At 42.6% G+C, this 13161-nt stretch carries 13 protein-coding genes; 6 read left to right on the top strand and 7 right to left on the bottom strand.

Annotated elements, in window-relative coordinates:
* Window positions 1-53: 53 nt before the first annotated feature.
* The 3 genes from AC1MCB_RS17105 to AC1MCB_RS17115 are packed head-to-tail and all read left to right on the top strand — an operon-like array spanning window position 54 to window position 2186.
* Window positions 54-1280, top strand: a complete 1227-nt coding sequence (locus AC1MCB_RS17105) for a sensor histidine kinase (RefSeq protein WP_479965931.1) — start codon at window positions 54-56, stop codon at window positions 1278-1280.
* A complete protein-coding gene (locus AC1MCB_RS17110; protein ID WP_479965932.1) occupies window positions 1258-1764 on the top strand; it encodes a DinB family protein in 507 nt (168 codons plus the stop codon). Before AC1MCB_RS17105 ends, AC1MCB_RS17110 begins: the two co-directional genes overlap by 23 nt.
* Window positions 1761-2186, top strand: coding sequence for a hotdog fold thioesterase (locus AC1MCB_RS17115; RefSeq protein ID WP_479965933.1), 426 nt, complete (start codon window positions 1761-1763; stop codon window positions 2184-2186). The genes AC1MCB_RS17110 and AC1MCB_RS17115 overlap by 4 nt, the downstream gene beginning before the upstream one ends.
* A 373-nt stretch (window positions 2187-2559) precedes the next feature.
* Here AC1MCB_RS17115 and AC1MCB_RS17120 read toward each other — a convergent pair whose 3' ends face one another.
* Window positions 2560-2925, bottom strand: coding sequence for a DUF6249 domain-containing protein (locus AC1MCB_RS17120; protein ID WP_479965934.1), 366 nt, complete (start codon window positions 2923-2925; stop codon window positions 2560-2562).
* 158 nt (window positions 2926-3083) lie between these two features.
* A complete protein-coding gene (locus AC1MCB_RS17125; protein WP_479965935.1) occupies window positions 3084-3593 on the bottom strand; it encodes a hypothetical protein in 510 nt (169 codons plus the stop codon).
* Window positions 3594-3818: 225 nt separating this feature from the next.
* On the opposite strand from AC1MCB_RS17125, the gene AC1MCB_RS17130 reads away from it, so the two are divergent.
* The 3 genes from AC1MCB_RS17130 to AC1MCB_RS17140 all read left to right on the top strand — a co-directional run bounded on the left by AC1MCB_RS17130 (window position 3819) and on the right by AC1MCB_RS17140 (window position 5968).
* Window positions 3819-4400, top strand: coding sequence for an RNA polymerase sigma factor (locus AC1MCB_RS17130; RefSeq protein ID WP_479965936.1), 582 nt, complete (start codon window positions 3819-3821; stop codon window positions 4398-4400).
* The gene (locus tag AC1MCB_RS17135) at window positions 4397-4888 is read left to right on the top strand and encodes an anti-sigma factor family protein (RefSeq protein WP_479965937.1); all 492 of its coding nucleotides are present in this window, start codon (window positions 4397-4399) and stop codon (window positions 4886-4888) included. Before AC1MCB_RS17130 ends, AC1MCB_RS17135 begins: the two co-directional genes overlap by 4 nt.
* A 222-nt stretch (window positions 4889-5110) precedes the next feature.
* Entirely contained in the window at window positions 5111-5968 is an 858-nt protein-coding gene (locus tag AC1MCB_RS17140; protein ID WP_479965938.1) for a DUF2911 domain-containing protein, read from the top strand.
* A 51-nt stretch (window positions 5969-6019) separates the two neighbouring features.
* On the opposite strand, the gene AC1MCB_RS17145 is transcribed toward AC1MCB_RS17140, so the two are convergent.
* The 5 genes from AC1MCB_RS17145 to AC1MCB_RS17165 all read right to left on the bottom strand — a co-directional run bounded on the left by AC1MCB_RS17145 (window position 6020) and on the right by AC1MCB_RS17165 (window position 13116).
* Window positions 6020-7735 (bottom strand): sodium:solute symporter family protein, encoded by a 1716-nt coding sequence (locus tag AC1MCB_RS17145; protein WP_479965939.1) that lies wholly within the window; start codon window positions 7733-7735, stop codon window positions 6020-6022.
* Window positions 7736-7843: 108 nt separating this feature from the next.
* The gene (locus tag AC1MCB_RS17150) at window positions 7844-8026 is read right to left on the bottom strand and encodes a hypothetical protein (protein WP_479965940.1); all 183 of its coding nucleotides are present in this window, start codon (window positions 8024-8026) and stop codon (window positions 7844-7846) included.
* A 1-nt stretch (window position 8027) separates the two neighbouring features.
* Window positions 8028-10484 carry a PIG-L family deacetylase gene (locus AC1MCB_RS17155; RefSeq protein WP_479965941.1) on the bottom strand — a complete coding sequence of 819 codons (2457 nt, stop codon included), beginning with the start codon at window positions 10482-10484 and terminating at the stop codon, window positions 8028-8030.
* Window positions 10485-10612: 128 nt separating this feature from the next.
* A complete protein-coding gene (locus AC1MCB_RS17160; RefSeq protein ID WP_479968756.1) occupies window positions 10613-11344 on the bottom strand; it encodes a polysaccharide deacetylase family protein in 732 nt (243 codons plus the stop codon).
* Window positions 11314-13116: a glycoside hydrolase family 9 protein gene (locus tag AC1MCB_RS17165; protein ID WP_479965942.1), complete on the bottom strand. Its 1803-nt coding sequence runs from the start codon at window positions 13114-13116 to the stop codon at window positions 11314-11316. The genes AC1MCB_RS17160 and AC1MCB_RS17165 overlap by 31 nt, the downstream gene beginning before the upstream one ends.
* Between the last annotated feature and the right edge of the window lie 45 nt (window positions 13117-13161).

The raw sequence follows: 13161 nt of genomic DNA on the forward strand, positions 1-13161 counted from the left end.
GCTGGACAATCAAATTTATGCGCTTTGCCATTCCTTTTTGTAATTTGGCATCAATGAATCCGTACGAACAGAAAAGGCGTTGGAAATTTATATTGCTGGCATTTGCAATTGTTATTGCAGCTGCTTCTCTATGGTATACCAATTATCTGGTAAAGAATCTTTCTGAATCTGAGCGTACACGGGCTGAAGTCTGGTCGAAAAGTACCCGTAATATTATCGACATGCCGGATGTCAATGATGAATATATTACTTTCATTTACTCCATTCGGGATAGTCTTGCTGTTCCAGCTATTGTTGCCGATTCGGCGGGCAATATCACGTCTTACAGGGGTCTTGATAGTACCAAAACGAACTTTGAATTGGAAGCTGACAGCGTTAAAAAATACGACTCCACGTATTTTAAAAATCAGCTTCGCGAGATGAAGGAGCAGCATTCACCTATAGTCATTGAGCTTGCCAGGGGTGGGAATGAAAAGCTCTATGTCTATTACAAAGATTCCATGCTGCTTACACAGCTTCGCATATTCCCTTATATACAGCTTACGGTGATTGCAATTTTCCTCCTGGTAGCTTACCTCGTGTTCAGTTCTTCCAGACGTTCTGAACAGGATCAGGTGTGGGTAGGTTTGGCAAAAGAAACGGCTCATCAATTAGGCACCCCGATATCAGCCTTAATGGCCTGGGTGGAATTGTTAAAGGCGAAGCTCAATACCGACACTGACCCGATAGTAATGGAGATGGAAAATGACGTCAGACGGCTCGAGATGGTTGCTGACCGTTTCTCAAAGATCGGTTCTAAACCCGTTCTTCAAAATCACGGCGTTCATGATGTAGTGGTCGAATTTGTTGAATACTTCAAAATCCGTGTAAGCGATAAAATTCAATTCGAAGTAACCGGAGATACTCAGGTAGAAGCTCTGGTTAACGTGCCACTGTTTGACTGGGTACTTGAAAATTTGCTTAAGAACGCTGTAAATGCTATTGACGGAAGCGGTAAAATTGAGATAAGTATTGCCGAAAACCTTGTTAAAGAGCAGGTTTTTATTGATATTACTGATACTGGAAAAGGGATTTCACGATTAAAGTTCGACACAGTCTTTCAGCCTGGCTATACAACCAGGAAGCGTGGCTGGGGACTTGGCTTATCTCTTACCAAGCGTATCGTTGAAAATTACCATCAGGGGCAGATCTTTGTTAAAGATTCTGAACTTGGAAAAGGAACTGTTTTTCGTATTGTTTTAAAAAGTAATCTGACCTATGAAGCGACCCCAACCCGATGAGTTTGACCCGTATTATGGGACCTACATCAACACGGTATCCGAGAATGTTTTAGGTGAACTGGAACACCAGGCCGTCTCTTTGCCCGCATTTATAAAGCAGATTCCCGATATGAAAGCCTACTATGCGTATGCAGAAGGTAAGTGGACGGTTAAAGAGGTCGTGGGCCATATGATCGATACTGAACGAATCATGGCCTACCGGGCGTTGCGGATTGCACGGAATGACCTAACTCCACTGGCATCATTTGACGAGAATGACTACGTAGCCAACGCGACTTTTAATGATCGGAGCCTTGCCAGTCTTGCTGAAGAGTTTGAAGCTGTAAGAATCAGCAATATCTACCTGTTTAAACATCTGACTGAAGATGGATTTAGCCGCCGCGGCACCGCAAGCAATAAGCCGGTGAGCGTACGGGCTTTATTATACATTCTGGTCGGTCACGTTAATCATCACCGCAATATAATTGAGGAAAGATATTTATGATCTGGTTTCGTAACTACACGATTGACGAATTGAACGACCGGCCTAAAAATCACATGGGTGCTCTTTTAGGTATTGAATTCACCTCTCTCGGCGAGGACTTTATTGAAGCCCGAATGCCTGTAGACGAACGCACCCACCAGCCTGCTGGTATATTACATGGTGGGGCATCGGTAGCGCTTTCCGAAACTTTAGGCAGCATCGCTTCAAACATGATCATCGACGATTCGAAATATATGGGTGTTGGCCTTGAGGTCAATGCCAATCATCTGAGGCCGGTTAAATCCGGATTTGTTACAGGTGTTTGCAAGCCGCTGCATATCGGTGCTAAAACACATGTATGGGAAATCAAAATGATGAATGATAGGGGTAAGATGAATTGTATCAGCAGACTCACGGTGGCTATTATACCTCTGCAAAAATAGTCTGAAGCTATTACAGGCAATTCCACTATTGCAAAGATCTTCTCCTGCGTTATTAGAAAACGGCCACTCCCTGGCTCGACATACCAATCAGCAAACATTATTTCATTTAACTTAGGTTAGCCGCAATACAACTACTGGACTTTTATCGCTTTGCGCGGATTCAAGATCTCCCTAGCAAACCGGGCTTATTCCTCAGGTTCTTTCAGCCTTAGACGGTTCTGCTTAAGTTATTGGCAGCAAAACGGACACCAGAAGGCTTAGAGTGAAGAGAAGCAGAAGTGAACGAACTCACTCTATGGGCAGACAAAAAAAGAGGCAACCCAGACCATCTGAACAGCCTCTTTGGCTTTCTTGTTGAGAAAGCAAGTCTATGTTATTTATCCAGGGTTTCCTTCTTTTCGATCAGGTAGGAAATAAATAATCCAAGCCCACCAAAAATGCCGATTAAAGAAAAGTAAATAGCTGCACTATCTTCATCACTGCCGTGCTGACCCGATGTGAAGTTAAGAACCGTATGGTCGAGTAGGAAAGCCAAAAATAATCCTAAGCCGGCTCCCATCAACAATAGTCCCCATTTCAAAACAACATAAGGTTGGGGTTGTGCACGTTTCAGACCTGGATCCATGCCGTTTTGAATCATGGCCATCCGTTCTTTGTTTGAGAAATAACGGAGGGAAAAGACAATTGCTAAAAAGCAAATGAATAAGGTAATTGGGATTAAAATTTCTGGGCCGTTCATGACTTTAGTATTAAGGTTATAAAAATGATTTAATGTCTGTAGATTTTCGCAATCTGTAATCTATGACAACATCATTTTTAAACAGGTTACAGCAACCATGATTTTTTTAATGGCGTTAAAAGAAAAGTTCAAAGAGGCAGGGATCGTAAATTAAGATGTTATCCCATTAATGATATTGCAGTTATTTGATTTTTGGGGTTAAAATCAAATAATATTTGGGTATTAATTGGATCTCCGTTATAGCTAAGGCTGATTAGGATTTGTCGGTTTGAACGTTCAGCAAATGAAGCGGGAAACAAATCTTTCAGTTTGCTGATATCTTCACCAACTTTGATTACATTTCCATTGAATACAAATCCGTAGGCGGCGGTTTTAAGGTCAATGTCCACCATTCTGCCAGCTTGCAGATAGATAGTAGCGCCCTTATATATCCACTTGGTACAGGCTAATTTGTTGACCGCTAGAATATCGTCTTTCACCACTGCTGGTTCACCGAATGCAAAAGTGATGTTTCCTTCGGTGGCTGCCAGAGGAATACTGTTGCTTGACTCAACTTTAAAAAAGCTGAACGACGATACATTTACCTGATCAAGATTTAAATTCCGATCTTTCTTTTCGGAGCATGAAATTGTAGAGAGCGTTAAGATAAAGAACACAAACTTCTTCATAGGTTTTGTGAGGTTAAGAGATCAGTCCTCTCATATTTTTTTATAATTTGTAACTTATAAGATTTCAACACATTAGCAGGTTATGAATGTACTTGTTATAATTAGTTTATTGCAAAAAAAGGGGTGAACGGTAGGGATTTTTTAGTAAACGGTAATTGCTAAGCTAAAATAATAGAAGAACACCTGTAACCTTTAGTCTTCATGTGTGGTCAGAGTCATTAACTGATGCAACAAAAACTTACGGACATAGAGCTGATCAAGCTGGTGCTGGCAGGCAATCAATCGGCCTATGCCGAGTTGATCAAACGTCATCAGCGTTTTGTATTTACACTAGCCCTCCGGTTTACTAAAAATCGGGAGGATGCTGAAGAGATTGCTCAGGATTGTTTCGTAAAAGCCTATCGTTCTTTAAATAATTTTCAGCAGACAGCCAAATTCAGCACGTGGATGTACACGATTGTTTATACCACATCTATGACCTTTTTACGCCGGAAGCGACTTGATACGCAGTCAATAGATTCTGAAGAGTCGCACCTGCAACTGGAGAATCATGTTTCGGCTTTTAATGCCGACCAGGTAGAGCAGAAGTCGAAATTTGTTTATTTAAATTTGGCTATTGATCAACTGTTACCCGATGATGCAGCCATAATTACCCTTTTTTATAAGGGCGAACAGTCTTTGGACGAGATCTCCAAAGCACTGGACATGGAAAGTAATACCGTTAAAGTAAAGCTGCACAGAGCACGGCACCGGTTAAAGGAGAAGCTTGAAGGCTTATTACATCACGAAGTAAAGGAGTTGTTATGAATAGGATAGAACAACGAATCTGGGATTACCTGGATGGAACCTGCAATGAACAGGAAAGGAAAGAAGTAAAACATTTGGTGGCAACTGATAGTGAATGCCAGGCAGTATTTTCAGAACTGGAAAGTTTACATCAGGATCTTGCGAAAATAGAATTGGATGAGCCGTCCATGAGCTTCACCAGGAATGTGATGAGTCAGATAGAGTCGATACCGGTCCCGGGGTCTGTAAAATCCTCAGTTGATAAGCGGATCATCTACGGAATTGCTGCTTGCTTCCTGATTTCGATAGTGGCTTTACTGGCCATGGTTTTTAAGCAGATTGATTGGGTTCAGCCAGTGACTAAAGCCTTGCCCGGTTATAAATTGCCGGAGGTGGATTACTCTTTTTACATCAACAGTGCATATCTGCGCCTTTTTTTCTTTGCAGATATAATTCTGGGGCTATATCTTCTTGATGGGCTGTTGCGAAAAAAGATGTTATCAGAATAATTTCGGAAAAATATTTTATAGAGCCCACAACTTTTTTGGGTTATTAGGGTTTATATGTAGAACCATTTTTGGTTTAATTGTGATAAGGTTTAGGTTGAAGCCCTCTGCAAAAGCAGGGGGCTTTTTTTATACCAGCTAATTCAGTTTTTGAATTTTTTAGCGAACTTTTTATGGAATACCTGTAACTTTCTGCTATCATTGGTCAACCATAAATTAAAGTATATGAGAAAAATTGCATTCCCAATGCTACTGACATTGTTCATTGCTCCTGCGATCATGAGTCAGCTGCAGGCACAAACAATTAAAATGCCGCCTGCAAGTCCCCTGCAAACCATTAAACAAGAGTTTGCCCTTTCTGAAATTTCAATTTCGTACTCTCGCCCTTCTGCAAAGGGACGTAAGATAATGGGTGACCTGGTGCCTTTCAACAATCAAGTGTGGCGTACAGGCGCTAATCAACCTACTAAAATAACTTTTGGAGAGGATGTTAAAATATCTGGTAACGCCGTTCCCAAAGGAGAATACGCACTTTATACAATTCCGGCTAAAGACGAGTGGACTATTATTCTGAGCAAGAATACAGCTTTGTGGGGCTCAATGGGTTACAAGCAGTCAGATGACCTGGTAAGGTTCAAAGCTAAGCCTCTAGCATTGCCTTATGACGTTGAATCATTCACGATTAATCTTGCTAATGTAAAGCCTCAGTCTCTGGATGTTCAGCTGATGTGGGAGAGAACCGCTGTGAGTTTTACAGTTAATGCGGAGATCGATAGCCGGATCATGAAACAGATACAAGCAGCGATGTCACCAACAGATAGTCGCCCATATTTTGAAGCAGCTACTTACTATTTTGAAAAAGGTCAGGATTTAAAGCAAGCGCTGGAATGGGCTAACAAAGCTGTTGAACAAAATCCCGAGAGATATTGGGTAGAGCATCTGAAAGCAAAGATCCAAATGAAGTTAGGCGATAAGAAAGCCGCAATTGTCAGTGCAACCAATTCTTTGAAAAAAGCTCAATCACAAAATAATCCAGACTATGTTGTATTGAATGAGAAGCTGATCGCGGAAGCCAGAAAATAAAATGTTTGCATCATTCATTGAAGCCCTTTAGTTGTAAAACTGAGGGCTTTTTTATTTATAGGTGACCACCTCAGCTGGTATTGGGACTGGTCTTTTAGTAATGGATTCTAAGATCCAGGCGATAAGCACTAAGGCCAAACAACCTGCTACGTTGAGCCATAAGAAGGCCATTGCGTCTGTCAGCCAAAGCGTAAACACAATTACTTCGGTTATCAGCGCCGCTTTGAATGTAGCAGATCCTCCGATTCTTTTGAAGTAAAAAGCGACTATGAAGATCCCGAGAATGGTGCCATAGAATAAAGAGCCAAGTATGTTTACGGCTTCTATAAGATTGCCCAGTTTACTGGCATATAATGCCATCAGGATACAAAAGAGGCCCCATACGATGGTTGTCCATCGGGAAATGAACAGGTACTTCTTATCTGAATCTTCTTTATTGATCAGCCTTTTATAAATATCAATGACTGTTGTTGATGTTAGTGAATTTAAGGCGCTTGCCGTTGAACCCATGGATGCCAGAAAGATGATGGCGATAAGTAATCCGATCAGGCCCTGAGGCAGATAACGCGTAACAAAGCTTAGGAAGATATAGTTGTTATCATTTGTATCCGCATTCGGATCGTTCTTCAGCATCAGATCTACAGCCTGCTGACGAATGGCCCTGGTCTTCTCATCGGACGACTGCAAGATCTGCCGGTTGCTGTTAATAGCGGTTTCATCCCCTTGCTTTAGTGACTCATTTAACTGAATGATCTGCTGCTGCTTCTCTTTGAAAATTTCGGAATAATCAGATTTGATCCTGGTTAGCTCGCCGTTGTATTCGCTCTTTTCAACTTTGTTTAACTCGTAGCTGTTGAAGAAGATTGGGGGTTGATTGAACTGGTAAAAAGCAAACACCAGAACACCGATCATCAATATCAGGAACTGCATTGGAATTTTAACCAGTCCGTTCATTAGTAATCCTAAACGACTTTGACTTACTGAAGAGCCGGTAAGGTATCGGCCAACCTGGCTTTGATCGGTTCCAAAGTAAGATAATTGAAGAAAGAAACCACCTATCAGCCCGCTCCAAACCGTGTATTGATTATCCCAGTCAAAAGACCAGTCTATAGCATTGGTCCTTCCCATCTTACCGGCGATCTGCAAAGCATCACCAAAGCCTATATTGGAAGGAAGCAGGTGGATGACCATTACGCCTGCGGTAAACAATCCCAGGAAGATAATACTCATTTGAAGAAGCTGGGTATAAGAGACCGCTTTTGAACCTCCCCAAACGGTGTAGGTAATTACCAGTCCGCCTATAAAAAGAGTAGTGTAGGTAGTATCAATATCTAATATCGTTGAAAGGATGATCGACGGCGCATAGATGGTGATTCCAGTTGACAAGCCCCTTTGAATCAAGAACAGGAAAGCGGTTAAGGCCCTTGTCTTCAAGTCAAAGCGCTTTTCTAGAAATTCGTAAGCGGTATATATGTTTAGCTTATGGAAAATTGGCACGAAGGTGATACACAGAACGATCATAGCTAGTGGAAGGCCAAAATAGAACTGCACGAAGCTCATCCCCTTGGAGTAGGCTAACCCTGGAGCAGATAAAAAAGTAATGGCACTTGCTTGAGTGGCCATTACTGATAATGTCACATGGTACCAGGGTAATGTCTGATTACGTAAAAATCCCTCAACATTCTGGGTGCCCCTGCTTTTGTAAACACCGTAAGTAACGATGGATAGGAGGGTGAAAATTAATACGAGCCAGTCAATGGTACTCATTCAAATGTTTTGGTGAACACGTAGAAAAGTACAATCAAAAGTATCAGCCACAAAATTAACAGGCCATAAAACTGGTTCCAGCTTTTAACGAACGGAGGAAGTTCCGGATCAAACCTCACGGTCTTTGACAAGCACGTTAACAAAAAAACCGGCAGACAACAGGCCCAATATAGCACCAAGCAGTACAAATAAAATTGAACCTGTAATCACCCAGGCGGTTAATACGCCACAGATTACAGCCAGGATATAAAACAAAGAGTAGTTAACTTCAGGATTGTTGTGTTTGTCCATGTTATTTTCGATTTTTATTAGCGATCAAATTTACAAATAATCTGTAAGCGCCCGGTACACCCGCTGGCAATTGTCTGAAAAATACTAAACCAGTATAAATAAACCGGCCTTTACCGTAATCGGCAACTACGAGTGACCCCGGGCTTTGTTTTTCATTTTTATCGTTCATTCCCAAAATCGGCGTGTAATGAGGATCAAGATCTGAGAGAAAATATATCCCCCGTTCCTGCACCCATCCTTCAAAATCTTTGGCCGTAATTTTATTGGGATAATTAAGTACCGGATTATCGGGCGTCAAAATTGAAACCTTCGAATCTTCTTCAGTTACGCGGTCTCTAGAGATCTTAAAAGGATATGGACCGATGTCCGTAAGCACCAGCGGGTTGCTAACGTTGTACTGAACCAAATAAGTTCCTCCCCCTTTTACATAGTCCATTAATTTTTTTTGAACATACTTCAACCTGCTGTTTACGTTGTAAGCTCTGATTCCGGAAATTATGGCGTCGAATCTGGAAAGATCTCCATTGATTATCTGATCTTCATTGATGATTGTTACCTGGAATCCAATTTGTCTCAGCGATTCAGGGATCATATCACCTGCTCCAGAAAGGTATCCGATCTGTTTGCCGGCAGTCTTCAAATTCAGCCTTTCAACCCTTGCTTCTGCGAGGGGAAAAAGTGTTTGGATGGGGATATGTTCATATGATACAACCTTTAATCCCTGGTTGTAAGTTTTCCCTGCAACGGCCAGCTTCATAGAGATAGAGCCGCTATTTACATTACCCGCGGGAGTTAAAGTAAAGTTCACGGTTTGCTCATCCCCTTTATTTACAAGCTTGAAATCAATTTTATCAGGACTGATTTTCCACCCGGAGGGAATTTGAGGCTTCAATGTGCCCGTCGCGTTGTCAAGGAAACCCTTTAATTGTACCTGAATATTCCTTGAACTATTTTCGTTGAATACGTAGGCATTTTCAGTAATGGTGGCTGTAACCGGTGGAGCTATAACCAGGGGTTGATAGACCTCACCACGCACCGGATCGGTCGATTTGAATACAACCGGGCGTTTAAATGAAACGGCCTGTCCATTGATCACGAAGTTAAACCAAATGCTGAGGGGATCGGTATTTTCCGGAGAACCAACCAGTTGCTGATCAGCAAAGGTGTAGGTGCCGACTGAACTCTTTTCTGCCAGCCAATAGGGTTGAGATAGTTTATTGGCTTGCAGGGTATCGGTGTGAAAGACCAGGATGCCCTTGGGTAAGTCGGTAAGTTCAGATTTCATACCTGCAGTCTGCCCGATTGTAAAACTGGCTTTCAAGTCGCTGTTCATGATAGCCTGTGCTGTCACTGCAAACGGCTGCTCAATTGCCTGAACTGGTGCAGCAGCGTTTGCTTCAAACCATAAGCCGGCAGTAGCTGCGATTAGCTCTTTGGTTTCCTTTTCCTTATGTGATCGCCAGTAGGAGTCTTCTAACTGGCTTAAACTTTTTAAGATGTTCAATAAAAGCGGTACCGACGACGAAGGCTCCTCCAACGAGTAAGCGTGGTTAGCCTGGTTAATTAAACCCGCCACTTCATTACTCCCCTTAATGCGATTCCAGGTTTGATCTATCCCTTCGAATAAGTCTTTACGGGCTTCGTCTCCGGCAATAGGAGCAAAGAATTCAAATGACTGCCCTCGCTGACGGGCGCTGCCAAATCCCTGGCTCTTATGGTTTGACCGACTTTCTGCGGCAATCTCACCATATCCTTTTCCAAGCAGAGGGTTGAAAGTACCTACATTAACTTTTAGCTGATCTTCCGAGGTAGTATTTGTTCCACCAAAATTAAAGGTATTCCAGACAACGCGTCTGGCTTGCCAAGGCTTTACATATTTCAGTTGTTCAGGAAAACGCTTAGGGTCGGCTGCTGCGGTAAAGGCTTCATGAGCAATGATAGCAGAGGCAGTATGATGGCCATGTCCGGCACGGCTATCTTCCGGAAAGCGGGTAATGATCACATCGGGCCGAAAACTGCGGATCACCCAAACAGCATCAGCAAGGATCCGCTCTTTTCCCCAAACTTCAAAAGTTTCATCAGCTGTTTTCGAATAACCGAAGTCTTTAGCTCTTGTAAAAAATTGTTCCGCACCGTCGGTCCGACGCGCGGCTAGCAATTCCTGAGTTCGTATTAATCCAAGTAGTTCTCCTTGTTCAGTACCGATCAGATTCTGCCCGCCGTCTCCTCTGGTCAGAGAAAGGTAACCGGTACGAAGTTTCCTTTCTTTTGCCAAATAGGATAAAAGCCTGGTATTCTCATCGTCCGGATGTGCGGCCACATACAACACGCTCCCTACCGTATTTAACTTTTCAAGGGCTAACTTAATCTCTGATGAACTCGGCTGAGGAATATATTGAGCTTGCAATGCAAAAGGAAGAATCAGGAGTAAGCCTGAGAGAAAAGTACGTATGTTCATGCCTGGGTTTTAATCGTTGGTAAAATAGCCAAAAAATCAGAGCATCATAAAAGTGTACAAAGAAATTACAGGATGGGAAGGATGATCTTTAATGTATAAAAGAATAAATAGGATACGAACACTGACACCTAATTAAGCATTCTATCTATTCGTTCGAAAGAATATCCCCGGTTTTTTAATTCCTTGATCAGTTCGGGTAACTTTTGATAAAACTTATCCTTTCTCCCTGGATCGGTGCCGATGTGGATCAGTAAAATAAAGCCATTTAAGCCGTTTGCATCGTCCTCCTCACGGTCAATGATCGATTGGTAGATCTCATCTGATGGCCGGTAACTTTTGCCTAATTCAGGCCATGTGTAATCAGCTGCGGAGCGGGTTCCGGGGGAGAAGTTAACCAGTTGAAGTCCTTCCTGTGCAGTCCAGTTCACAATGGTTGAATTATACCATTCATAGGGAGGCAAAAAGTACGGAGCATCTGCTTTTTGAACGCCATACTGCTGCATTCGCCTGTAGTTATTATTTAAATCTTCGCTGAACTGCTGATATGTTACCAGCAGGCTATCCCTTTTTGTCCAGTCGCAATATAGAAGGTGCTTGTCGGAGTGTGCTCCCAGATAATGGCCTGCCGCTTTCAACTTTTTGATAAGCGGCTTAAATTCAAGTGTTGAGTAAAATGTTCCTGTCAAAAAGAAGGAGGACTTAATTTTCTCAGCCTTTAATGTTTGTAGAATATTGGCGCCTCCATCAGCGAATTCATTACCTGTAAATACCAGGGCAATCTTCTTTGACAGAGTATCACCCCTGATAATAGTCCCGTATTTATCTATAACTACTTTTTTGAGGCATTCACCTCCCGGGATTCTTTTTCTTTAGCGGCCAGTAAGTAGATTAATGAAGCTGTTCCATCCATGGTAGGCTCGTTGGTACTGTAGTCGCCATAATCATCGTGATATACCACCAGGTCAGATTGGAACTCAGCATATTCATCAGGTTGATACAAGGTAATACCGATCAGGTTATTATAAATGCTGCCATAAACGGGACCATCGATCAGGCCCCCGTCAACAGGGAATTTATACTTTGCTGTCAAAGCAGAATGCGGATCTTCCGGCGTATCTCCATGCGACGGTAATCCATAAACCATACTTGTACCCCAGGGGTTAACGCCGAATAGCCAGTCGAAACTTGCCTGTTCTAATTCCAGATAGGTCTTATCACCGCTTAATTCGCGATATAAATAACATTGAATGGCGAACGATGTAGTCAGGTTGTTCGAGCACCAGATGAACGGAATTCCACGATAAAATCCATTTTCCTGAGACTTGTTCCACACCTTTTCTATTCCTTCTTTGTAATACGCAATCAGTTGATTCCGGTTCTCACCATCTGATTTCTTGGCAAGTTCATAATGGCCGAAATTATGGAACGGATACCATTGATAGTGCCGGGCAGTATCAGCTCCCATCCATGGTGTAACAGTTTCCTGCTTCCCAAAATCGAAAGCTCGTGTGTAGTATTCTTTCTCCCCGGTAAGTTGGAATAACGCTGCAGAGCCCAATTCCATATCATCAACCCAATTGTCCTCTTCATAAAAATAGGGAGCGCCATGCGGCGCTGTCTGAGCTACACCGGGTTTGTCCATTCCCAGCTTATAAGCCGATAATGCCTTCTGTTTGAAGAGATCTGACAATAGTTTATCTTTTTGATCATAGAGTTGCGATGCCAACGCAAATGAGCTGGCAAACTTACCTGCTATTGAAGCTACACCTGTCGCCCTGTTCTTGTGCTTTTTGAGCCCCTGGGGCTGTCCGCTTGCAAAATAGACAGGCCTTGCCTTTCCCGGTCCCATGCCATAGTCAACCAGGTCATCGGTTGGCAGCCTGAAGCTCGTATGATCGCGGTCATCAGCAAGCTGATTAAATAGCCAGTCTTCTTTAGGATGCATTTTTAGCAGCCACTGTAAACCCCACCGAGCTTCGTCCAGAACATCAGCTGTGCCGTTAGTACCCGTTAAGCCGTTCGATAAATGCTGATCAGAGAAGACATTTGGAAAATCGCGATAGGCTGCCAGAAGATGATAAGTCGCGTTCGCGGAAGTAGTTGAATACTGCAAATAATCCGAAGCGTCATGCCATCCGCCAGACACGTCAATAATTGTGCTATCCGGCATCGGACCGTACATGGTATAGCCATCGAAGGTGTGGCATGAATCTTTTAAATACGGGTTGAACCCGCTGCGTTGCTGACGCATATAGCGGAGGGCAAAGTCGGCCAGTCCGGCATAAACATCATTGGAGATTCGAAAGAAGGGTGATTTGACCTTTCCTGATTGGATGTAATAAGTGCCTGGTGCTTTAACTTCGGAAAAGTTTAACCGGCAAGTTTCGTTAAATGGTCCGTAAGCACCAAAAGCCTTACCAACCTTAGATTTGAAAACCACTTTGTTGGTAGCCGAATCAATAACCTTAAAAGTTTTCAGCTTATTTGGCGATTTAGAAGCCCAGACAGCTACCTTCGGACTATTAACAGAATACCCAAGCTGGTTAATTCTGATCCAGGAAGTCTGTGGCTTTTTAACGTTAAAAGATGTCAAAACAAGGAACAGAAAACTTAGCTGTATAATTCTTTTCATAAAACCAGTTTAAGTACAATATAACGGAAAGCCTAAATTTAAATT

Source organism: Daejeonella sp. AP26, from assembly GCF_056680515.1.